Source organism: Micromonospora halophytica (assembly GCF_900090245.1).
Taxonomy (GTDB): domain Bacteria; phylum Actinomycetota; class Actinomycetes; order Mycobacteriales; family Micromonosporaceae; genus Micromonospora; species Micromonospora halophytica.
On the sequence record NZ_FMDN01000002.1, the window covers coordinates 460846 to 480385 of the forward strand.

Here is a 19540-nt window from a genome sequence, read left to right on the forward strand (position 1 = left end):
GCCGCGCCGACCATGGGCCTACGCGGGCGACCGGTCGCGCGTGACCGGTCGCCCGTACCGAGAGCGGCGGGAGGGACAGGTGGTACGGATGGGACGGCAGGCCCTGGCGGCGCTGCGCACGCTGGTCGTACCCCGGCGGAGGAGCCGGCCGGACGCCGATCCGCGACCGGGCCGCTGGCAGGTGGTGACCGTGGACCGGCCGGCGGCCGAGGTGCTGCCCGGCGGGCGGTGGCCCGAGCCGCTGCGCCCGCTGGACGGCGCGGTGGAGCTGTGGCTGCGCCCGGCTCCGGGCGGGCGCGGCACCGAACTGGCCGCCCGCCCGCTGGGCGGCGTGGCCACCCTGCCGGGGATGGCCGCCCACCTGGTCGGCGACGATCCCGGCCTGTTCCTGCGGGACACCCTGCGCCGGGTCAAGCAGCTCGTGGAGACCGGCGAGGTGCTGCGTGCGGACCGCTCGCCGATGGACCGGCCGGCGGTGCCCGGGTGAGGGCGCTGTGCTGGGAGGGCGCGAACTCCCTCGCGGTACGCCAGGTGCCCGACCCGGAGCTGCGCAACGCCCACGACATGATCGTCCGGGTGCGCCGCAGCGCCACCTGCGGGGCGGACCTGCCGCTGCTCGCCGGGCGCTCGCCCTTCCTCGCCGCCGGGGACGTGCTGGGGCACGAGTTCCTCGGCGAGGTCACGGAGGTGGGACCGCAGGTACGCCGGCACCGGGTGGGCGACCGGGTGGTGGTCTGCGCCGCGGTCGCCTGCGGGAGCTGCTGGTACTGCCGGCAGGGGCTGTACTCCTGCTGCGACAACGGCGGCGCCTCGACGGCGGCGGCCGAGGCGGCCTGGGGGCAGCCCACCGGCGGCTGCTACGGCCACCCCCGCGCCACGGGCGGCTTCGCCGGCAGCCACGCGGAGTACGTCCGGGTGCCGTACGCCGACGTCGGGGCGTTCACCGTGCCCGAGACGGTCAGCGACGACCGGGCGGTCTTCGCCTCGGACGCCGCCCCGGCCGGCTGGATGGGCGCTGAACTGGGCGAGGTGGGCCCCGGCGACGTGGTGGCGGTCTGGGGGGCGGGCGCGGTCGGCCAGTTGACCGCGCAGGCGGCGACCCTGCTCGGCGCGGACCGGGTGATCGTCATCGACCGGCACCCGGATCGGCTGCGGATGGCCGAGGCGCACACCGGGGCCGAGACGCTCAACTTCGAGCTGACCGACGTCCCCGCCGAGTTGCGCGAGCGCAGCGGGGGCCGGGGCCCGGACGTCTGCGTGGAGGCCGTCGGGGCGGCCGACGGCGGTGGCCGGCCGGCCTCGCTGGCCGAGCGGTTCACCGGCCGGCGGGACGGCCCGGTGGAGGACCCGCTCGCCGTGCGGGAGGCGGTGCACGCCTGCCGCAAGGGCGGCACGGTCTTCGTCTCCGGCACCTTCACCGGCTTCGTCGACACCTTCCCCCTGGGTGCGGTGATGAACAAGGGGCTGACCCTGCGCAGCGCCCGGCAGCACGGACAACGCTGGATCCCGATGCTGCTGGACCGGATGGCCCGGGACGAGCTGCGCACCGAGCACCTGGCCACCCACCGGCTCCCGCTGGATCAGGGCCCGGCCGGGTACGCGCTGTTCCGGGACCGGGCGGACGGCTGCGTGCGGGCGGTCTTCACGCCGGAGGGGTGAAGACCGGCTCGCGAGTGGCACACTCGGCGGATGCGCGACGACCGCCCGTACGACCTCGTCCTGTTCGGCGCGACCGGCTTCACCGGCGGCCTGACCGCCGAGTACCTGGCCCGGCACGCCCCCACCGGGCTGCGTTGGGCGCTCGCCGGGCGCAACCCGGCGAAGCTGGCGGCGGTCCGCGACCGGGTGGCCGACATCGACCCGGGCCTGGCCGAGCTGCCGCTGCTCGCCGCCGACGTCACCGACGCCGCGTCGGTGCGGGCGGTCGCGGAGAGCGCCCGGGTGGTCGCGACCACCGTCGGGCCGTACGTCCACCACGGGGAGCCGCTCGTCGCCGCCTGCGCCGCGGCCGGCACCGACTATGTCGACATCACCGGCGAGCCGGAGTTCGTCGACCTGATGTACCTGCGACACCACGCCGAGGCGGTGCGTACCGGGGCCCGGCTGGTGCACACCTGCGGGTTCGACTCGATCCCGCACGACCTGGGCGTCTGGTACACGCTCAAGCACCTGCCGACGGACGGGCCGGTCACCGTGGACGGGTTCGTCCGGGCCGGCGGGAAGTTCTCCGCCGGGACGTACCACTCGGCGTTGACCGCGTTCTCCCGGTCCGGGGAGATGAGCCGGGCGGCGAAGGCGCGCCGGGCGGTCGAGCCCCGCCCGCAGGGGCGGCGGATCCGCGCCGTACCGGGGAAGGTGAGCCGGCCGGCGGAGATCGGCCGTTGGGCGGTGCCGCTGCCGACCATCGATCCGCAGGTGGTCCGCCGGTCCGCGGCGGCCTGCCCGGAGTACGGCCCGGACTTCCGTTACCGGCACTTCGCGGCGGTGAAGCGGCTGCCGACGATCCTGGCCGCCGGGGTGGGGATGGCCGGCCTGGTCGGCCTGGTCAAGTTGCCGCCAGCCCGGCGTTGGCTGCTCGGTCGGCTCTCCTCCGGCCAGGGGCCGAGCGCCGAGGACCGGGCGAAGTCGTGGTTCACGGTCCGGTTCGTCGGCGAGGGCGGGGGCCGCAAGGTGCTCACCGAGGTGGCCGGCGGCGACCCCGGGTACGACGAGACCGCGAAGATGCTCGCCGAGTCGGCGCTCTGCCTGGCGCTGGACGACCTGCCGGTCACCTCGGGTCAGGTCACCCCGGTCACCGCGATGGGTGACGCGCTGCTGGACCGCCTCGTCACGGCGGGGATGACCTTCCGGGTGCTGGACGGGGCGCGCTGAGCCGGCGCGCTTGACCCTCAACCTGGTGGAGGCCACAGGATCCTCGGTGTGGAGAGCGAGCTGCGCAGCATCGGCGAGCTGGCCCGGGCCAGCGGCCTGACGGTCAGCGCCCTGCGGTTCTACGACCGCACCGGGGTGCTCGCCCCGGCGCTGGTCGATCCGGTGACCGGCTACCGCTGGTACACCGACGAGCAGGTGATCCCGGCCCGGCTGGTGGCCGGGCTGCGCCGGGTGGGCCTGCCGCTGACCGAGATCGGTGTCGCGCTGCGGCACCGGCACGAGCCGGCGGTGGTCGGGCGGCTGCTCGACGCGCACCTGCGCCGGCTGGAGGACGGCCTCGCCGACGCCCGCCGTGAACTCTCCCGCGTCCGCGCCCTGCTCGCACCCGAGGAGAACCTGATGACCACCAGACTGTTCCTGTCCCGCGCCGACCTGGCCGCCGCCGTCGACGCCGTCCGTTTCGCGGTGGGCGCCGACCCGGACCTGCCGGTGCTGGCCGGCGTGCTGCTCGACGTCGAGCCGGACGGCCTACGGCTGGTCGCCACCGACCGGCACCGGCTGGCGGTGGCCCGGGCCGCCGGCAGGGTCGACGGCCCGCCCGTGCGGGCGCTGCTGCCGGTCGACGCGGTGGACGAACTGCGGACCCTGCTGGACACCGGCGAAGGAGCGACCCCGGAGGTGGGCGTGATGCTGACCGACGGTCGGGTCACCGCCTCGGTCGCCGGCCGGGAGGTCACCGCCACCGCCCTGCCGTACGACTTCCCCGACTACCGGCGGCTGCTGCGTCGGACGGCCGACGACGGGCCGACCCGGCGGGTCCCGGTCGACGCGGCGGCGCTGCGCGACGACACCGCGCCCACCGTCACCCGGGAGCATGACGGCGTGCCGCTGGCGGTGACCGTGCTCGGTGTCCGCGACGCCGACGGGCTGCGTCTGGTCGGCGCGGACGAGCCGGCCGGGGACGACCCCGACGAGCTGCGTGTCGGGGTGAACGGGGGTTACCTGCTCGACGCGCTGGACGCCGCCGGGGCGCCGCAGCTGGTGCTGGAGCTGGACGGCCCGATCGCACCGCTGGCGATCCGTCGTCCGGACGACGCGGACGCCTTCTCCATCCTGATGCCGATCCGCCTCTGACAGCCCGCCCGGACCGCTCCGGCTCGCCCTGGCCTCCCCGCCCTGGCCCCGGTGTGCGGGCTGTTCGGGCTCGACTCACCAGTCACGGTGAGTGGTTGCACTGCCCGCTCCGGCCCCCTCGCTCGCACGCTTTGCTCTGCACCCACCCACGCACCGGCGACGCAGCGTGGCTGGCGCGTGGAGGTAAGCAGAGCAAAGCGTGTGAGGAGGGTGGTCGAGCCCGGACAGGCCGGTCCGCAAAGCACCTGGTAGGAGAGGTCGAGCCGACGACGCATCCGGCAGGGGCCGGCCCAGCCGCCGCAGCCAACCACGCAGCGTCACCAGATCGCGCAGCCGACGACCGCGTCACACACCGTCATCGGCTGCGCGGGCCGACGACATCCGGCACGGAGGACAGCGGCGAGCTGGACGAGCAGTGGTGAACGAGGGCGGGTCGACGGGCGACGACGACGGGTGGGCGGCGACAGGGTCGGCTCCTCCGGGCCGTCCCGGGCGCAGCGGGCCGCGACGGTAGCATCGGGGGGTTACCACCTGACTTCCCGGACGGAGGCGTACGGAGCAGCATGCTCGACATGGAGTTGATCCGGAAGGATCGCGAGGCGGTGGCCACCGCACTCGCGAAGCGTCTGGATCCCGCCGAGGTCAATCGGGTCCTGGACGAGGTCCAGCGGCTCGACCAGGAACGCCGTGCCCTGATCACCGAGATCGACGCCGAGCGGCAGCGCCGCAAGGCCGAGGCGCGGGCGTACGCGGCGGCCAAGCGCGCCGGCGCCGAGCCGGAGGTCTCCGCGCCGGAGGCCGGCCGGAAGCAGCTCGCGGAGCTGGAGTCCGAGCTGGACGAGGTGCAGTCCCGGCTGCGTACCACGATGAGCGAGCTGCCCAACCTGCCCGCCGACGACGTCGTCCCCGGCGGCAAGGAGGCCAACCGGGTGGTCCGGACCTTCGGTGCGCCGCCGGCCATCGAGAAGGTCCGCGACCACGTCGAGCTGAGCCGCGCGCTGGGCCTGGTCGACCACGAGCGGGGGGTCAAGCTCGGCGGCTCCGGCTTCTGGATGTACACCGGCCTCGGCGCCCGGCTGGAGTGGGCGCTGCTCAACTGGCTGATCGAGCAGAACATCGAGGCCGGCTACGAGTTCCTGCTCCCGCCGCATCTGCTGCTGGACAGCGCCGGCTTCGCCGCCGGGCAGTTCCCGAAGTTCTACGACGACGTCTACCACCTGGACCGGGAGTCCGCGCCGCGTGGGCAGTTCCTGCTGCCCACCGCGGAGACGGCGATCCTCGGGGCGTACCAGGACGAGATCCTGGACACCGCGGCACTGCCGCTGAAGCGGTTCGCTTACACCCCCTGCTACCGCCGTGAGGCGGCCGGTTCGCACTCCGACGAGCGCGGCACCGTACGGGGCCACCAGTTCAACAAGGTGGAGATCTTCCAGTTCACCCTGCCGGAGCAGGCGGACGCCGCGCTGGAGGCGATGGTCGGCCACGTGGAGAGCCTGGTCCAGAGGCTGGGCCTGCACCACCAGACCAGCCTGCTCGCGGCCGGCGACGCCAGCGCCGCGATGCGCAAGACGCTCGACATCGAGGTCTGGATGCCGAGCACCGGCAAGTACAAGGAGGTGTCGTCGGTCTCCTGGGGCGGCGACTACCAGGCTCGCCGGGCGGCCATCCGCTACCGCGAGCCGGGCGGCAAGCAGACCCGCTTCGTGCACACCCTCAACGGCTCGGCGCTGGCGACCAGCCGGCTCTTCCCGGCCATCCTGGAGCAGTTCCAGCAGCCCGACGGGTCGGTGCTGCTGCCCGAGGTGCTCCGCGACCGGCTGGGCACCGACCGGCTCACCCCGGTCCGCTGACCCACTGACCGAACGACGACGGCGGGGGTCGGGCCACCCGATCCCCCGCCGTCCGTCCGGCGCCACCGCGAACAGCCGCGCCGGAGGTCAGCCGGCCAGTGCCGCGACCCGGCGGGTGAGGTCCTCGCCGTCGAGGAATCCCTGGTGGACCACCCTGCCGTCCAGAGCACCACCGGCTTCCCGGCCAGCTCCGCGGCGGAGAACGCCGTACCGTCGAGGGTCTTCGCGCTGAACCGCAGCGTGTCCGGCACCTGCACCGGGGCCGCCGGGGCGCCGCTCGCCGGGACGCCGGACGACAGCGGCGCGGCGGTGCCCACCGGAACCACGGCCTCGGTGGCCGACCGCGCCGGGTCGTCGCCGGCCGCGCAGCCGGCGGCGGCGAACAGGACACCGACCAGCACGGCGGCGGCGAGCCGCCCGGGCGGTCGTCGGTCCGGCCGCTTCCTCCGGTACGACCGCATCGGCGTCTCCTCTCGCTGGTGACTACTTGGCGTCGACGAGTCGCAACGCCAGCTCGGGGCAGACCTTGACGGCCTTCATCGCGCCCTCCTTGAGCCAGGTCGGCACGGGGGTGGCGGGGAAGGCGGGGTATCCGTTGTGGTCGAGCCGGATGAAGTCGGGCACGACGTGCGCGCAGAGTCCGTGCCCGTCGCAGCGGGACCAGTCCAGGGTCAGCTTCTGCGGGTTGGCGTCGGGCGCGCCGGGCAGACCCATCACGCCCTTGACCCGCTTGCCGCAGCCCTCACCGGTGGTGTGCAGGCGCAGGTCCTCGGCGAACACCTCCATCGCGGACAGCGCGAACCGGGACGTACCGTCGGGGTGGCTGCACGCGCCGCGACCCTTGACGTCGCCGGCGGCGGCCCGCACGACCTCCACCGGCGCGCTGCCGGAGACCGCCAGGTCGACGGCGCGGGCCAGGTCGGGCAGGCCCCGCTTGCACGGCCCGCACTGGCCGGCGGACTCCCCGGCCAGGTAGCGGACCACCTGCGCGGCCTCGCCGAGCGGGCAGGTGTCCCTGCCGAGCGGGAGGATGATGCCGGCGCCGAGGGTGCCGCCGACCATGGTCAGGCTCTTGCGGGAGACCTCCGCCCGGTCCGCCGCCTCCGGGGTGATCCAGCAGCCGTGGTAGCCGCCCAGCAGGATGCCCGGCCCGTCCGGCACCTCGCACAGGTCGAGGATCTCGCGCAGCGGGGTGCCGGCGGCGCACTCCACGACCGCCGGGCGCTCGGCCGCGCCGGTCACGGTGAGCAGCACGGTCCCGGGCTCGTCGTCGGTGCCGAGCGCCGCGTACTCGTACGGGCCGAGCCGGGCGGCGATGGCGACCTGGGCGTACGTCTCGGCGTTGGAGAGCAGGGTCGGCAGGTTCCGGACGCCGGAGTCGCTGGAGCGCTTCTTGGTGCCGGGCGGGATGTGCGGCAGCCCGTTGATGCCGTTGACCAGCGCGCCGCCCTCACCGGAGATGAACCGGTGCGGCACGGTGACGATGCTGGTCTCGACGGGCATCCGACGCTCGGCGAGGGCCTCGGTGAGCGAGTCCCGGCCGATCAGGTCGTCGGCGACGCAGAGCACGATCTCGTCGGCGTCCAGCGCGTACGCGGCCAGCGCCGCGCCGTCGAGGATCAGGTGCGGCGCGCGGGTGAGCAGCACCTTGTCCTTCCAGCTGGCCGGCTCGCCCTCGGAGGCGTTGACCACCACCACGGCGGGCAGGTCCTGCCGCTCACAGGACTCCAGCACCGCCTTGATCTTGCGGAAGAACGGGAACCCCGCGCCACCCTTGCCCTTGAGCTGGATGCTCTCGGCCAGCCGGAGCAGGTTGGCCGGTTCCATCGGGCCGATCGGGCCGTGCACCATCTCGTGCGCGACCAGGTCGAGCCGGCCGAACTCGGCGAACCCGGCGGTGAGCCGGGGCTCGCCGATGCAGGCCACCGGGGGGACCTTGGTCCGGCTCACTTGGCCTCACCCCGCAGCCCCGCCCAGTACGCCCCGTCCACCTCGGCCGCGTTGGCCCGGCGTCCCCGCCGGCCCCGGCCCTCGCCGGAGGACCGCATCTTCCGGCGGGAGGCCAGGTCGACCAGGGTGGGGGTGTCGTCGACGGGCAGGTCGTCCCCGGCGTACCGGGCCGGCGGGCGCCAGTAGTCCGGCTCCTCCGGCACGTCGTCGTCGACGCTGTGCCGGCCGGCGCCGCTGCGCGGGGTCGCGGAGATCGGCTCGGCCGAGACCGGCGAGGTGGCCTCCCAGCGGCGCGGACTGTCCCAGGGCTCCTCGGGCTCGTCGGTGCGCGAGCGGGGCGGCGCGGAGTAGCGGACGACAAGGTCGTCGTCGCGCCGCGCGCGCCGACCGGTCGACACCGGACGCACGTCCTCGTCGTCGCGCCGCGCCCGCCGGCCCGTGGACACCGGACGCACGTCCTCGTCGTCGCGCCGCGCCCGCCGACCCGTGGACACCGGACGCACGTCCTCCTCGTAGCGGGACCGCCGGCCGCCGGAGACGGGGGCGACGTCCTCCTCGCCCCGGCGGCGGCCGGAACGCTCCTCGTCCCGCCGACGCTCGGTGCGGTCGCCGGAGCGGCGGGCGGCCGGTTCCAGGCCGCGCTCCCGGCGCCGCGGCTCCGGCTCCTCGACCTCGCGGCGGAACCGGCCGGCGCGGACCGGCTCGCGCAGGGTGCCCGGCTCGGGCACCACCGGCACGGTGAACCGGTCGGGGTCGCGCCGCCGGGCAGCCGCGCCCGACGGACCCCACGAGCCGGCGGCGGTGGTCTCCGCCCAGCCGCCCCGGGCACCCCGGCTCTCCTCCTCCGCCTCGCCCTTCCTGCGGCCGAGCCCGCCGAGCAGCGTGCGGGCCGTGCCGTCCTCGCTGCCCTTGCCGGTCATCGCCGCGTTCAGGGCGGCGGCCTGGTGCTGTTCCCGGCTGCGCCTGCCGAGGTACAGCGAGAACCGGACCAGCAGCGCGATCACCACGAGCAGCACGCAGGCCAGGTAGCTGAGGGTCACCCAGGACTTGGCGGCACGACCGGCGTTGAGGCCGTGGACCAGCGCGAAGGGCCAGGACACGTACGCCATCGAGTGCAGTGCGCGCCAGAACCACTTCGGCCCGGCCCCGGCGAAGCGGACCCGGACGATGCCCGTCCACAGCACGCTGACCATGAGGAACGCCGCGACGGTGCCGAGGCCGACGTAGAGGCCGGAGCCGCCGATGAACGGCACCACGGCGTCGGTGGGGCCGGCCCGGCCGATCGAGATCTTGGTGATGATGTGGAAGCCCAGTCCGGCGACGCCGAGGATGCCGGTGGCCCGGTGCGCGGACTGCAGCAGCACCCGGTGCGGGATCTGCAGCACGAGCCGGTCGGTGGCGAGCAGTCCCATCATGACGGTGAGGCTGAGCGAGACCAGGGCCACCACTCCGGCGAAGAACTCCGTGAAGACGAAGCCGTAGGCGTACATGGCGCCGCCGTTGCCGGACATCTCGACACCCGCCCACAGCATGCCGAGGGCGGAGGCGGCCATCAGTGCCATCGCGGACTTCGACACGGTGCGGACACCACGGCTGCTGGTGGTGGTCCGGACGGTCGCCGCCTTCTGGTTCTGCCTTGCCCGGGCCATCTGCTCCTCGATCATGTCTCACGGCGACGCCGCCACCGGCCGACCTGCTCCTTCATCCAGTACGGACGTCCGGCGCGTACGGATCAGTGCGGGTGTCGAATTTCTCGCGGGATTCTTCGAACCACCGCGGCCCGGAGCGCGTGTAGCGCCCTGCGCAACGACACATGTCCATCCGTTGACAGTTCTTGCAACACGCTTGTAACCTTGCCGAAAATTTCAGCACGGCTCGCAAGAAGTCGTCAGCTGAGCCCTCCCCCGCGCTGCCACCATCCCCCGACCCCCAGGAGCACCGATGCATCGTCGTCGATACCGATCGGCGCTTGTCGCCCTCGGCGCGCTCGCCAGCCTGCTCGTACCCACCGTCGTCGCGGCACCCCCGGCCGCCGCGGCGCCGTCCGGCACGAAGACCGTCATCGCCAACCTCTTCGAGTGGAACTGGCCCTCGGTGGCCAGCGAGTGCACCAACGTGCTCGGCCCGAAGGGCTACGGCTACGTCCAGGTGTCACCGCCCCAGGAGCACGTCCGGGGCAACCAGTGGTGGGTGGCGTACCAGCCGGTCAGCTACCGGATCGAGTCCCGCAAGGGCACCCGGGCGCAGTTCCAGTCCATGGTGAACACCTGCCACGCCGCAGGTGTGAAGGTCATCGTCGACACGGTGATCAACCACATGTCCGGCCAGGACGCGGGCGGCACCGGCTGGGCCGGCTCGTCGTACGGGCACTACAACTACCCGGGCATCTACCAGTCGCAGGACTTCCACTACTGCGGCACCTCCGGCAACGAGATCACCAGCTACTACGACCGCTGGCAGGTGCAGAACTGCGAGCTGGTCAACCTCTCCGACCTCAAGACCGAGTCGGACTACGTGCGGTCGCGGATCGCGGCGTACATGAACGACCTGCTCTCCCTCGGCGTGGACGGCTTCCGGCTGGACGCCAGCAAGCACATGCCGGCCGCCGACATCGCCGCCATCAAGGGCAAGCTCTCCCGGTCGGCGTACATCGTGCAGGAGGTCATCTACGGCGCCGGCGAGCCGATCGGCCCGGGTGAGTACACCGGCAACGGCGACGTGCACGAGTTCCGGTACGGCAAGGACCTCGCCCGGATGTTCAACAACGAGCGCCTGGCGTACCTGAGGAACTTCGGCGAGGCGTGGGGCTACCTGCCCAACAGCAAGGCGGCCGTCTTCGTGGACAACCACGACACCCAGCGCGACGTGGGCGGGGTGCTGACGTACAAGAACGGCCGCACCTACGCCCTGGCCAACGCCTTCATGCTGGCCTGGCCGTACGGCTCCAAGACGGTCCAGTCCAGCTACACCTTCAGCAACCGGGACGCCGGCCCGCCCTCGGACGCCAACAACAAGACCTTGAACACCACCTGCTTCTCCGGCTGGGAGTGCGAGCACCGCTGGCAGGTCATCGCCAACATGGTCGGCTTCCACAACGCCACCCAGGGCGCCGGCGTCAGCAACTGGTACGACAACGGCTACCAGCACATCGCCTTCAGCCGGACCGGCAAGGGCTACCTGAGCGTCAACGACGAGAACTTCGCGATCAACGGCCGGTCCTACTACGCCGGGCTGCCGGCGGGCCGTTACTGCGACGTCATCCACGGCACCTTCAGCAACGGCTCGTGCAGCGGACCGGTGATCACCGTGGACTCCGCCGGCTGGTTCGCCGCCAACATCCCGGCGCACGACGCGGTCGCCATCCACGTGGGCGCCAAGCTGTCCTGACCCAGCCGGCACCCGCACCAGGGGCCTCGTCCGACGGATTCTCCTCGGGCGGGGCCCCTGGCCCTTTCGGTGCTCTAGAGTAGTTTTGTGCTGTTTGACCGTTTGACCTCCCGCTTCGGCGTCGGCCCGCTGGCCACCGCGTTCGGCGTACCGGCGCTGCTCGCGCTCGCCCTGCTGGTCAACTCGGCGCTGCACCACGACGGCGTGTCCCCGCCGGCCGCCCTCGCCCTGCCACCGACGGCCGCACCGCCCACTGCGACCACCCCGACGACCGCACCACCGGCCGACGAGCCGGTGCCGGTGGCCGGTCCGGTGCCCGCCGGGCTCCCCGTGGTCGACTACGACCCCGCCCCCGCCGGATTCCCCGCCGACCCGCACCCGCACGACACCACGCCGCTGACCGAGGGCCTGTCACCGGCCCGGCGGATCGCCGCGTACGACGCACCGGGCGGGCGGCCGATCGCCCTGCTCGCCCCGACCATCAGCGGCGTCGAACTCACCATGCCGGTGGTCCAGCGCCGCGCCGGTTGGACGGCGGTGCTGCTCCCCTCGGCCAACCGGCGCATCGCCTGGCTCCCCGAGGGCGGCTGGAGCACCGTGGTGTTACGCGACCAGATCGTGGTGGAACGCCGGCCGCACCGGCTGACCTGGTACCGGCACGGCGAGCCGGTGCACTCCTGGCCGGTCGCCCTCGGCAAGCCGGGGCAGCTCACGCCGCTGGGCCGTACCTTCGTCCTCGGTCGCACTCCCCCGCCCCAGGACGTCTACGGCGGGGTCGACATCTTCGCCCTCGGCGCGATCCCCGACGACCCGGAGGCGGTGCCGACCGGCCTGCGCGGCGCGCACATCGGCCTGCACAGCTGGTACGACGACGCCACCCTCGGCCGGAACGTCACCAACGGCTGCATCCGGCTGACCCGCAGCGCCCAGCGCAAGCTCCTCGACGAGGTCCCGTCGGGCACCCCGCTGGTCGTCGTCGACCAGCTACCCACCCCGCCCGCCACTGCCTGAGCACGCGCGGTCACCGCCAGCGGAAACGTCGGGAACAGCCGCCGTCGTGCTCGGGTCGCAGCAGGCAGCGCAGGCCCCCGGGCATCATCCGGTCGCAGAAGGCCCAGTGGCGTACGTTCTGGTCGTCCTCGGCCGAGACGGTGGTGCCGCCGGGCTCGGTCTGCGGCAGGACGTGCGTCCAGTGCGCGACCACCCGGGCCAGCCGCTGGGCGGAGAGCAGGTCGTTGGCGACCACCGGCAGGTGGATGACCCAACGTTCGCTCACCGGTCGCACCCCCGCTCGTTGCGGGCCCGGGCCTGCTCGGACTGCCAGCGGCGCAGCGCGTCCTTGACCCGCTCGGTCTCCCGGCGACTCTGGGCGAGCGCGTCGTAGACGACGGCCAGGTCCCCGGCCACCCGGTCGAGGAACTCCTCCACCTCACCCGGGTCGAGCCCACGCCGGCCGAGCGGGGTCGGCCGGAACCGGCGCTCGCGCACCTGCCAGGGCCGCAACGGATGGTAGGACGCCGAGCGGTAGCAGGTCGGCCCGAGGACCGACCGCTGGCGACGCCGGGCACGCCGGAAGAACACGCGCATGACAGGACCTGCCTCTCACCGTCGAGATCGAACTGTGGAAGGGGCGGGCCCACCGACCCGCCCCCGCACCGACGGACCCACCCCGGCACCTACCACCGCAGCCTTCGATCGGCGGTACGGCAGCAGGGCACACATGGCCGCTGAGCAGTACGAACTCCACAGTGGCCGCAGAGGCAGTCAAGCACCGCATCTAGTCAAATGCAACGTCTAAGAAACGCTGACGTATATGGGGCTAGCACTCGTGATAGAACTCAGCGTGACGTGTCTATTGTTTCTGATACGACCGAGGCGTTTAATTGGACAGTCGCGTGCCCACCACGACCTGACCATCGGAGGCAGGGGTGTCACAGGCTGTAACGGGATCGACCATGCTTCGGCGGCAACTCGGCAGGAAGCTCGAAGCGCTTCGCAAAGCAGCCGGGCTGACCATGGAGAAGGCAGCCGAGGAACTGGATCGAGCGAGGGCAACTCTGTACCGAATCGAGAGCGGTGCCGAGAACGTCCGCTTCCGGGCGGCCGACGTCAAGGAGATGCTCAAGCTCTACGGCGCCTCCGATGAGGACACCGAATTGGTCCTCGCGATGGCGGCGGCCACCCGCGAGAACAAGAACTGGTGGCACGACTACGTCGGCTCAGGCCTGCCCCGCTGGTTTCAGCTCTACATCGGACTCGAAGCCGCCGCCTCCGACATTCGCAAGTACCAACCCGAGCTGATCCCTGGCCTCTTCCAGACCCGCGCCTACGCCGAGCAGGTCTTCAACATGCCCGGCGGTTCGATCGACGCCCAGGACAGCGACGAGCGGCAGCGAGCCGTCCAACTCCGGATTGAACGGCAAGGGCTTCTCACCCGATTCGCAGCCCCGCAACTGAGCGTAATAATGAACGAGGCGGTGTTGCGTCGGCCGGTTGGCAGCGCCACGCTCATGGCAGAGCAGTTGCACCAGATCCTGAAGGCCTCCGAACTACCCAACGTAACCGTCCGAGTGCTGCCATTTTCTTCCGGGCTGCACGCCGGGGCGATGGCCGGAGCATTCTCGATCATGGCGTTCCCTCGGGACAGCAGCGGGAAGGAGATGGAACCGCCGGTGGCGTACCTTGAGGCCGCAACGGGGGCGATCTATCTCGACAAGCCGCACGAGATCGCCGCCTACGAGGCCATCTGGGCTGACATGGCGGGCCGCGCTCTCAACGAGTCCCGATCGAAGAATCTGATCCAGCAAGTCGCAGAGGAGTACTCCCGTGCCTGACCTGACCGGTGCCGTCTGGCGCAAGTCGACCCGCAGCAACAACGGCGGCGACTGCGTCGAGGTCACCGACAACCTCCCCGGCGTCGTCGGGCTCCGCGACAGCAAGGACCCGTCCGGTCCAGTCCTCGCCTACGAGCCGAACAGTTGGGCTGCCTTCATCCGGGCCGTGAAGCACGAGACGCTGAGCTGCTGACCTGATTGCCTGCGCCGCCTCCGAAATCCCGGAGAGGCGGCGCAGGCATCGTCTGCGTACTGACACTGCGGTGCGCGGTCCCTCGGCGCGGGTGCCGATACCGTGCCTCCATGAGCCCTTCGCATGAGATCACGACGAACACCGGCGCCGTCTGGCGCAAGTCCAGCCGCAGCAACAACGGCGGCAACTGCGTCGAGGTCGCCGACAACCTCCCCGGCGTCGTCGGGCTCCGCGACAGCAAGGACCCGTCCGGCCCGATCCTCACCTTCGGCCCGAGTGAGTGGTCGCACTTCGTCGCGGACGTCAAGCACGGGACGTTCACGCGCTGAGCGGACGAAGGCCGCCTCCCGCACGCTATGCGAGGAGGCGGCCTTCGGACTACTGCCCGACAGGGCGGGTCAACGCCCGACCGGAGGGGTCAGAGCGGCGCCACCCAGTACGGTGCCACGTCCATCCAGCCGTTGGCGCCCGCGCCGTACTTCCGACCACTGCTGGTGGTGCTCAGGGTGTACCAGGCGTCCACGAAGTCCGGGTCGTCGGTGTACCAGGAGGTCGGGATGGCGTCCAGGATCGCGTTGACCAGCGGGGCGTAAGCGCCGCCGTCCACGATCACCAGCAGTGCGTTGGCGATCGCCTTGACCAGCGCCGAGTAGTTGGTGTCACCGTCGTCCTCCATCATGACCACGTCGGCGAGGTTGTACTTGTACGCCGAGAAGTGCACCAGGAGCTGGTTCGGGTAGTACGTCGTGTCGTCGTGGTCCAGGTACGGCATCTGCACCAGGTCGACCTTGGCCTTGCCGTCCAGCCCGAACCCGGCCACGACGTTGTAGATCTCGGCCGCGCCCTTGATCCAGGGCTCCTTGTCGTCGCTGAGTCGGACGGCCTTGACCTTGGTGGCCCAGTAGCCGGATGCGGCGGTGACCCCGGCGGCGGTGGTACGGGACGCGGGCCCCGTCGAGTCAGCTTGACCGATGCCCCGCTGGCTCAGCCCTTCGCGCATCAGCTTCAGGCCGGCGGAGAGCGCCCGCTCGACGTCCACCTCGACCAGCAGCACCGGCCGCTGCGGCACCTGTGCGGCGTCCAGCACCACCGTGGCACCGGAGCGGTCGTAGGCGGTCACGCTCGTCGCCGAATCGTCGGTCGAGGCGGCGGCCACCAGCGGCGCCTCGCCGCGGGCCAGCGCCGCGCGCATGTCCGGGTGACCCAACCGCAGCCGGAGCAGCGAGCCGGTGTCGGCCGGCAGCCCCTTGGCGATCAGCAGCCGCTGGTTGGCGGCACGCAGGTCACCGGCGAGCCGGCCGTTCACCTTGGCGGCGAGCAGGTCAACCGGGCCGCTCGCGGCAGTGGCGCTCAGGCGGTCGCCGGTGAGCCGGTCGGCGACCGCCACCTGGCGAGCCACACCGTCGATGATGGCGAGCACCGGGCTGGTGGTGACGGCCGCCGGTTCCGGGGTGACGTGGTCGGGACGGGCGTACGCCGGGCTGGCAACCAGTACGGCCAGGGTGGTGGCCGCGATGCCGAACGACCGGACGGCGCGATGGAAGGTACGTGGATTCACGTGGGCTCCTCTGCGTGTCCCGGCCACCCGCTTGTCGGCGGATGATCGGGAGTGTGACGGCGCGGAACTCATAGATATATGCAGATGATTTTGCACGTCAAGGGCCTGGCGGTGAACGCGACGCGAATCGACCGCTGGGCACCGTTTCCAGCCTGTCCACACCAGTCGGATCCGCCGCCTTGCCGGCGAACTTCAGGCGCTGGCCCGATCGACCGCCTCACCCGGCGGGACCTGACGCGGCACAGTGGAGAACGGCCCGGTCAGTTTCCGCCACAGGAACTCCAGCGTCAGCGCCCACACGAAGGCGCGCTGCTCGCTGTTCGCCGCCGCGCCGTGGCCACCATCGACGTTCTCGTGGTACGCCACCTCGTGGCCGTGCTCGTGCAGCCGGGCCGCCATCTTGCGGGCATGCGCCGGATGCACCCGGTCGTCGCGGGTCGAGGTGACGAGCAGCATCGGCGGGTACGGCCGTCCGCGCCGAACGCTGTGGTAGGGCGAGTACCGGCGCAGGTAGGACCAGTCGGCTTCCCGGTCCGGGTCACCGTACTCGGCCATCCACGAGGCACCGGCCAGCAGGCGGTGGTAGCGCCGCATGTCCAGCACCGGCACATGAGCGACGACCGCGCCGAACAAATCCGGGTAGTGGGTCAGCATCACCCCCATCAGCAGCCCGCCGTTGCTGCCGCCCTCGATGCCCAGCCGCTGCGGCGTGGTGATTCCACGCGTCACCAGGTCGGCGGCCACCGCCGCGAAGTCCTCGTACGCCCGGGGCCGGTTCTCCCGCAGCGCGGCGCGGTGCCACCGGGGGCCGTACTCGCCGCCGCCCCGGATGTTCGCCACCACGTAGGTGCCGCCCCGCGCCAGCCAACCCCGGCCGATGACCCCGTTGTGGTGTGGGGTCAGGGAGATCTCGTAGCCGCCGTACCCGGTGAGCAGCGTCGGCCCGCCGGTCACGTCCGGATCCCCCACCACGAAGTACGGCACCCGCGTGCCGTCGGCCGAGGTGGCGAAGAACTGGCGCGCCGTCAGGCCGTCCGGGTCGAAGAACGCCGGCTCGCGCTTGAGCGTCTCCACCGGGCCGCCGACCTGCCCGAGGCGGAGCATCGCCGGTTGCAGGAATCCTTCCGAGCCGAGCAGGTAGGCGTCGCTGTGCTCGGAGTCGGTCTCCACGATCTGGCTGTGCTCGTCCGCCGGCACACCCGCGAGCGGCTCACGCCGCCAGCGCGGCCCGTCGGGCGTCAGCACCTCCAGCCGGCTCCGTACGTCGACGAGGGTGGCCAGGATCAGATGATGTCGGGTCCACGCGTAGCCGCTCAGCGCGGTACGGTCGTCCGGCCGGAACAGCACCGTCAACTCCCGCCCGCCGGCGAGGAACGCGTCGAACCGGGCCGCCAGCAGCGCACCCGCCGGATGCGTGACCCCGTCGACCGTCCACGGCGAGCGCAGCCGGATCAGCAGCCACTCCCGGTGCGCGTCCCACTGGGCGTCCTCCGGCACGTCAATCCGGATCCGCTCGCCCGCGCCGGTCAGCAGATGGTTCTCGGTGCGGTAGAAGTCCAGGCAGCGGCCCACGAAGTCGCGCTCGAAGCCGGGTGTCGGGTCGTGCGAGGCGTAGACGGCGACGTCGTCGGGGCGCCCCTCGTGCACGACGGCGGCCTCGGAGAGCGGGGTGCCCCGCCGCCAGCGCTTGACCACGCGCGGATGCCCGGACACGGTCAGCGACCCGGGCCCGAAGTCGGTGCCGACGAAGACGTGGTCGGCGTCGATCCAGCAGACATCGGTCTTCGCCTCGGGGAGCGTGAAGCCGTCCTCGACGAAGGCCCGCCGCACCAGGTCGAACTCCCGCACCACGACCGCGTCGGCGCCACCCCGGGACAGGCTGATCAGGCAGCGCTGGTAGCCGGGGCGCAGCACCGTCGCCTGCTGCCAGACCCAGTTCTCGCCTTCGTCGGCGGCGAGGGCGTCCAGGTCGAGCAGCACGTCCCACTCCGGCTCGGACCGGCGGTACTGCTCCAGGGTGGTGCGCCGCCAGATCCCGCGCGGGTGCGTCGCATCGGTCCAGTAGTTGTAGTAGAAGCCGTCCCCACGCCAGCCGGGGTAGGGGATACGGTCGTCCGCGTCGAGCACCTGCCGGAGCTCCGCCCGCAGGGCGGCGAACGTCTCGCCCCCGGTCAGCGCGGCGACGGTTTCCGCGTTCCGCTCCCGCACCCACCCGGCGGCGCGCTCACCGTCAAGATCCTCCAGCCAGAGGTACGGGTCGTCACCTTCATCGATCAGCGCCCCCACCCTCGCCACTATCCCGTTGAGTGCCCGGGATCCAGGTCCAGCTGTCAGCATGGCGACTCAACGGGCCTGCTTCCCAGGACGCGCCATACCGGCCCACGAGCGGCGGCCTGCCCGACTCGACTGTCAGTCCCAGGTTTCACTGATGTCGAGAATCTCCATCCCGGGCGGCGCCGCCGGTGCCAGGGCCTTGGGGTCCCGGGTGACCAGGCAGCAGCGGTAGAGCACTGCGGTCGCGACGGCACGGGAAACGGTCATCCGTCGGATGAGGTGACCTTTCGCTCTGGCATGGGACGCCGCTCCGGGGGTATGACGGACCCATGAGGGCTAGCTTCCGGATTGGCCGGATCGCGGGCGTACCCGTCGGGGTCAACTGGAGCGTCCTGGTCATCTTCATACTGATCGCCTGGGGGCTGTCGGCCAACCATTTCCCCCGGGCGTACCCGGACCGGCCGGTCGCCGCGTACGTCGCGGCCGGGCTCGCCGCGGCGGTGGTGTTCTTCCTCGGACTGCTCGCCCACGAGGTCTCCCACGCGGTCGTCGCCAAACGCAACGGCCTCCAGGTCGAGGGGATCACCCTGTGGCTGTTCGGCGGCGTCGCCGAGCTGCGCGGCGAGGCGCCCAACCCGGGCGCGGAGCTGCGCATCGCCGGGGTCGGTCCGCTGGTCAGCCTGCTGCTCGGGTTCTTCTTCGGCGGCATCGCCCTGGTGCTCACCCTGGCCGGGGTGGGCGGGCTGCTGCTCGGGTCGCTGGCCTGGCTGGCCGGGATCAACGTGCTGCTGGCGGTCTTCAACGTCCTGCCGGCCGCGCCGCTGGACGGCGGCCGGCTGCTGCGGGCCGCCGTGTGGAAGGCGACCGGGGACCGGACGAAGGCGTCGGTGGTGGCCGCCCGCGCCGGCTGGGTGCTCGGCGCGCTGCTGATCGGCCTCGGGCTCTTCCAGTTCCTGGTCGGCTTCGGGGTGGGCGGGCTCTGGCTGGCGCTGATCGGCTGGTTCCTGATCGGGGCGGCCGGCGTGGAGGAACGCCAGGCCCGGATGGGCAGCGCGCTGGCCGGCGTCCGGGTCGCCGACGTGATGACCCCGCAGCCGCAGACCGCCTCGGCGGAGATGACGGTCGCCGACTTCGTCGACCACTACCTCTTCGCGTACCGGCACTCGGCGCTGCCGTTGACCGAGAACGACCGGCCGGTCGGCCTGGTCACCCTCGACCGGGTACGCGGCATCCCCGCCGACCGGCGGGCCACCACCACCCTCGCCGAGGTCTCCTGCCGGGCCGAGGACCTGGTGCTGGCCCGGCCGGAGGAGCAGCTCAACGACCTGTTGCCCCGGCTCAGTGAGTGCGCCGACGGCCGGGCGCTGGTCGTGGTCGACCAGCGGCTGGTCGGCATCGTCTCGCCCAGCGACATCAGCCGGGCCGTGCAGCGCGGCAGCCTCCGCCACCAGTCGACCACCGACCGGCGCTGACCGCCCCGCCGGGCCTG

At 72.4% G+C, this 19540-nt stretch carries 19 protein-coding genes; 12 read left to right on the forward strand and 7 right to left on the reverse strand.

Annotation, left to right across the window (positions count from 1 at the left end; genetic code table 11):
- Positions 1-88: 88 nt before the first annotated feature.
- The 6 genes from GA0070560_RS04760 (at position 89) to GA0070560_RS28025 (ending at position 6338) form a co-directional block, all read left to right on the forward strand.
- Positions 89-487: an SRPBCC family protein gene (locus GA0070560_RS04760; RefSeq protein ID WP_091291768.1), complete on the forward strand. Its 399-nt coding sequence runs from the start codon at positions 89-91 to the stop codon at positions 485-487.
- Positions 484-1659 (forward strand): zinc-dependent alcohol dehydrogenase, encoded by a 1176-nt coding sequence (locus tag GA0070560_RS04765; RefSeq protein ID WP_091291770.1) that lies wholly within the window; start codon positions 484-486, stop codon positions 1657-1659. The genes GA0070560_RS04760 and GA0070560_RS04765 overlap by 4 nt, the downstream gene beginning before the upstream one ends.
- Positions 1660-1689: 30 nt before the next feature.
- Positions 1690-2871, forward strand: a complete 1182-nt coding sequence (locus GA0070560_RS04770; RefSeq protein ID WP_091291772.1) for a saccharopine dehydrogenase family protein — start codon at positions 1690-1692, stop codon at positions 2869-2871.
- Positions 2872-2931: 60 nt separating this feature from the next.
- Positions 2932-4005 carry a DNA polymerase III subunit beta family protein gene (locus GA0070560_RS04775; protein WP_091291970.1) on the forward strand — a complete coding sequence of 358 codons (1074 nt, stop codon included), beginning with the start codon at positions 2932-2934 and terminating at the stop codon, positions 4003-4005.
- A 563-nt stretch (positions 4006-4568) separates the two neighbouring features.
- Positions 4569-5855 (forward strand): serine--tRNA ligase, encoded by a 1287-nt coding sequence (serS, locus tag GA0070560_RS04780; RefSeq protein ID WP_091291774.1) that lies wholly within the window; start codon positions 4569-4571, stop codon positions 5853-5855.
- Positions 5856-5999: 144 nt separating this feature from the next.
- The gene (locus GA0070560_RS28025) at positions 6000-6338 is read left to right on the forward strand and encodes a hypothetical protein (RefSeq protein ID WP_139131437.1); all 339 of its coding nucleotides are present in this window, start codon (positions 6000-6002) and stop codon (positions 6336-6338) included.
- Here GA0070560_RS28025 and GA0070560_RS04790 read toward each other — a convergent pair whose 3' ends face one another.
- Together GA0070560_RS04790 and GA0070560_RS04795 are read right to left on the reverse strand one after the other, a co-directional pair.
- Complete coding sequence (locus GA0070560_RS04790) at positions 6339-7805, reverse strand: NADH-quinone oxidoreductase subunit NuoF family protein (RefSeq protein ID WP_091291776.1); 1467 nt, start codon at positions 7803-7805, stop codon at positions 6339-6341. It lies immediately after the preceding gene.
- Positions 7802-9469 carry a hypothetical protein gene (locus tag GA0070560_RS04795; protein WP_245675354.1) on the reverse strand — a complete coding sequence of 556 codons (1668 nt, stop codon included), beginning with the start codon at positions 9467-9469 and terminating at the stop codon, positions 7802-7804. Before GA0070560_RS04795 ends, GA0070560_RS04790 begins: the two co-directional genes overlap by 4 nt.
- A 277-nt stretch (positions 9470-9746) precedes the next feature.
- Here GA0070560_RS04795 and GA0070560_RS04800 point away from each other — a divergent pair, with 277 nt between their 5' ends.
- Together GA0070560_RS04800 and GA0070560_RS04805 are read left to right on the forward strand one after the other, a co-directional pair.
- Positions 9747-11192, forward strand: a complete 1446-nt coding sequence (locus GA0070560_RS04800; RefSeq protein WP_091291778.1) for an alpha-amylase — start codon at positions 9747-9749, stop codon at positions 11190-11192.
- A gap of 87 nt (positions 11193-11279) precedes the next feature.
- On the forward strand, positions 11280-12203 hold the full coding sequence (locus GA0070560_RS04805; protein ID WP_091291780.1) for a L,D-transpeptidase: 924 nt from the start codon (positions 11280-11282) through the stop codon (positions 12201-12203).
- Between the two features lie 10 nt (positions 12204-12213).
- Here GA0070560_RS04805 and GA0070560_RS04810 read toward each other — a convergent pair whose 3' ends face one another.
- Together GA0070560_RS04810 and GA0070560_RS04815 are read right to left on the reverse strand one after the other, a co-directional pair.
- On the reverse strand, positions 12214-12468 hold the full coding sequence (locus GA0070560_RS04810) for a hypothetical protein (protein ID WP_091291975.1): 255 nt from the start codon (positions 12466-12468) through the stop codon (positions 12214-12216).
- On the reverse strand, positions 12465-12779 hold the full coding sequence (locus GA0070560_RS04815) for a DivIVA domain-containing protein (protein ID WP_091291781.1): 315 nt from the start codon (positions 12777-12779) through the stop codon (positions 12465-12467). The genes GA0070560_RS04810 and GA0070560_RS04815 overlap by 4 nt, the downstream gene beginning before the upstream one ends.
- Before the next feature lie 368 nt (positions 12780-13147).
- Between GA0070560_RS04815 and GA0070560_RS04820 the strand changes: the two genes are divergently transcribed.
- The 3 genes from GA0070560_RS04820 to GA0070560_RS04830 all read left to right on the forward strand — a co-directional run bounded on the left by GA0070560_RS04820 (position 13148) and on the right by GA0070560_RS04830 (position 14548).
- Positions 13148-14026, forward strand: coding sequence for a helix-turn-helix domain-containing protein (locus tag GA0070560_RS04820; protein ID WP_170839275.1), 879 nt, complete (start codon positions 13148-13150; stop codon positions 14024-14026).
- Positions 14019-14219, forward strand: coding sequence for a DUF397 domain-containing protein (locus tag GA0070560_RS04825; RefSeq protein ID WP_091291785.1), 201 nt, complete (start codon positions 14019-14021; stop codon positions 14217-14219). The genes GA0070560_RS04820 and GA0070560_RS04825 overlap by 8 nt, the downstream gene beginning before the upstream one ends.
- A 110-nt stretch (positions 14220-14329) precedes the next feature.
- The gene (locus GA0070560_RS04830) at positions 14330-14548 is read left to right on the forward strand and encodes a DUF397 domain-containing protein (protein ID WP_425412599.1); all 219 of its coding nucleotides are present in this window, start codon (positions 14330-14332) and stop codon (positions 14546-14548) included.
- An 89-nt stretch (positions 14549-14637) separates the two neighbouring features.
- Here GA0070560_RS04830 and GA0070560_RS04835 read toward each other — a convergent pair whose 3' ends face one another.
- The 3 genes from GA0070560_RS04835 to GA0070560_RS29740 all read right to left on the reverse strand — a co-directional run bounded on the left by GA0070560_RS04835 (position 14638) and on the right by GA0070560_RS29740 (position 18318).
- Complete coding sequence (locus GA0070560_RS04835; RefSeq protein ID WP_091291787.1) at positions 14638-15777, reverse strand: DUF3103 family protein; 1140 nt, start codon at positions 15775-15777, stop codon at positions 14638-14640.
- Between the two features lie 192 nt (positions 15778-15969).
- On the reverse strand, positions 15970-18063 hold the full coding sequence (locus GA0070560_RS04840; protein ID WP_245675355.1) for a prolyl oligopeptidase family serine peptidase: 2094 nt from the start codon (positions 18061-18063) through the stop codon (positions 15970-15972).
- 123 nt (positions 18064-18186) lie between these two features.
- Positions 18187-18318: a hypothetical protein gene (locus tag GA0070560_RS29740; RefSeq protein WP_281183657.1), complete on the reverse strand. Its 132-nt coding sequence runs from the start codon at positions 18316-18318 to the stop codon at positions 18187-18189.
- Positions 18319-18380: 62 nt separating this feature from the next.
- Here GA0070560_RS29740 and GA0070560_RS04845 point away from each other — a divergent pair, with 62 nt between their 5' ends.
- Positions 18381-19523, forward strand: coding sequence for a site-2 protease family protein (locus GA0070560_RS04845; RefSeq protein ID WP_091291791.1), 1143 nt, complete (start codon positions 18381-18383; stop codon positions 19521-19523).
- The last annotated feature ends 17 nt before the right edge of the window (positions 19524-19540 follow it).

What these genes read in the sequence shown, in the direction of transcription:
- GA0070560_RS04760 (WP_091291768.1), top strand. Translation starts at nt 89, where the DNA reads ATGGGACGGCAGGCCCTGGCGGCGCTGCGCACGCTGGTCGTACCCCGG.
- GA0070560_RS04770 (WP_091291772.1), top strand. Translation starts at nt 1,690, where the DNA reads ATGCGCGACGACCGCCCGTACGACCTCGTCCTGTTCGGCGCGACCGGC.
- serS (WP_091291774.1), top strand. Translation starts at nt 4,569, where the DNA reads ATGCTCGACATGGAGTTGATCCGGAAGGATCGCGAGGCGGTGGCCACC.
- GA0070560_RS04795 (WP_245675354.1), bottom strand. Translation starts at nt 9,469, where the DNA reads ATGATCGAGGAGCAGATGGCCCGGGCAAGGCAGAACCAGAAGGCGGCG.
- GA0070560_RS04800 (WP_091291778.1), top strand. Translation starts at nt 9,747, where the DNA reads ATGCATCGTCGTCGATACCGATCGGCGCTTGTCGCCCTCGGCGCGCTC.
- GA0070560_RS04815 (WP_091291781.1), bottom strand. Translation starts at nt 12,779, where the DNA reads ATGCGCGTGTTCTTCCGGCGTGCCCGGCGTCGCCAGCGGTCGGTCCTC.
- GA0070560_RS04820 (WP_170839275.1), top strand. Translation starts at nt 13,148, where the DNA reads ATGCTTCGGCGGCAACTCGGCAGGAAGCTCGAAGCGCTTCGCAAAGCA.
- GA0070560_RS04830 (WP_425412599.1), top strand. Translation starts at nt 14,330, where the DNA reads ATGAGCCCTTCGCATGAGATCACGACGAACACCGGCGCCGTCTGGCGC.
- GA0070560_RS29740 (WP_281183657.1), bottom strand. Translation starts at nt 18,318, where the DNA reads ATGACCGTTTCCCGTGCCGTCGCGACCGCAGTGCTCTACCGCTGCTGC.
- GA0070560_RS04845 (WP_091291791.1), top strand. Translation starts at nt 18,381, where the DNA reads ATGAGGGCTAGCTTCCGGATTGGCCGGATCGCGGGCGTACCCGTCGGG.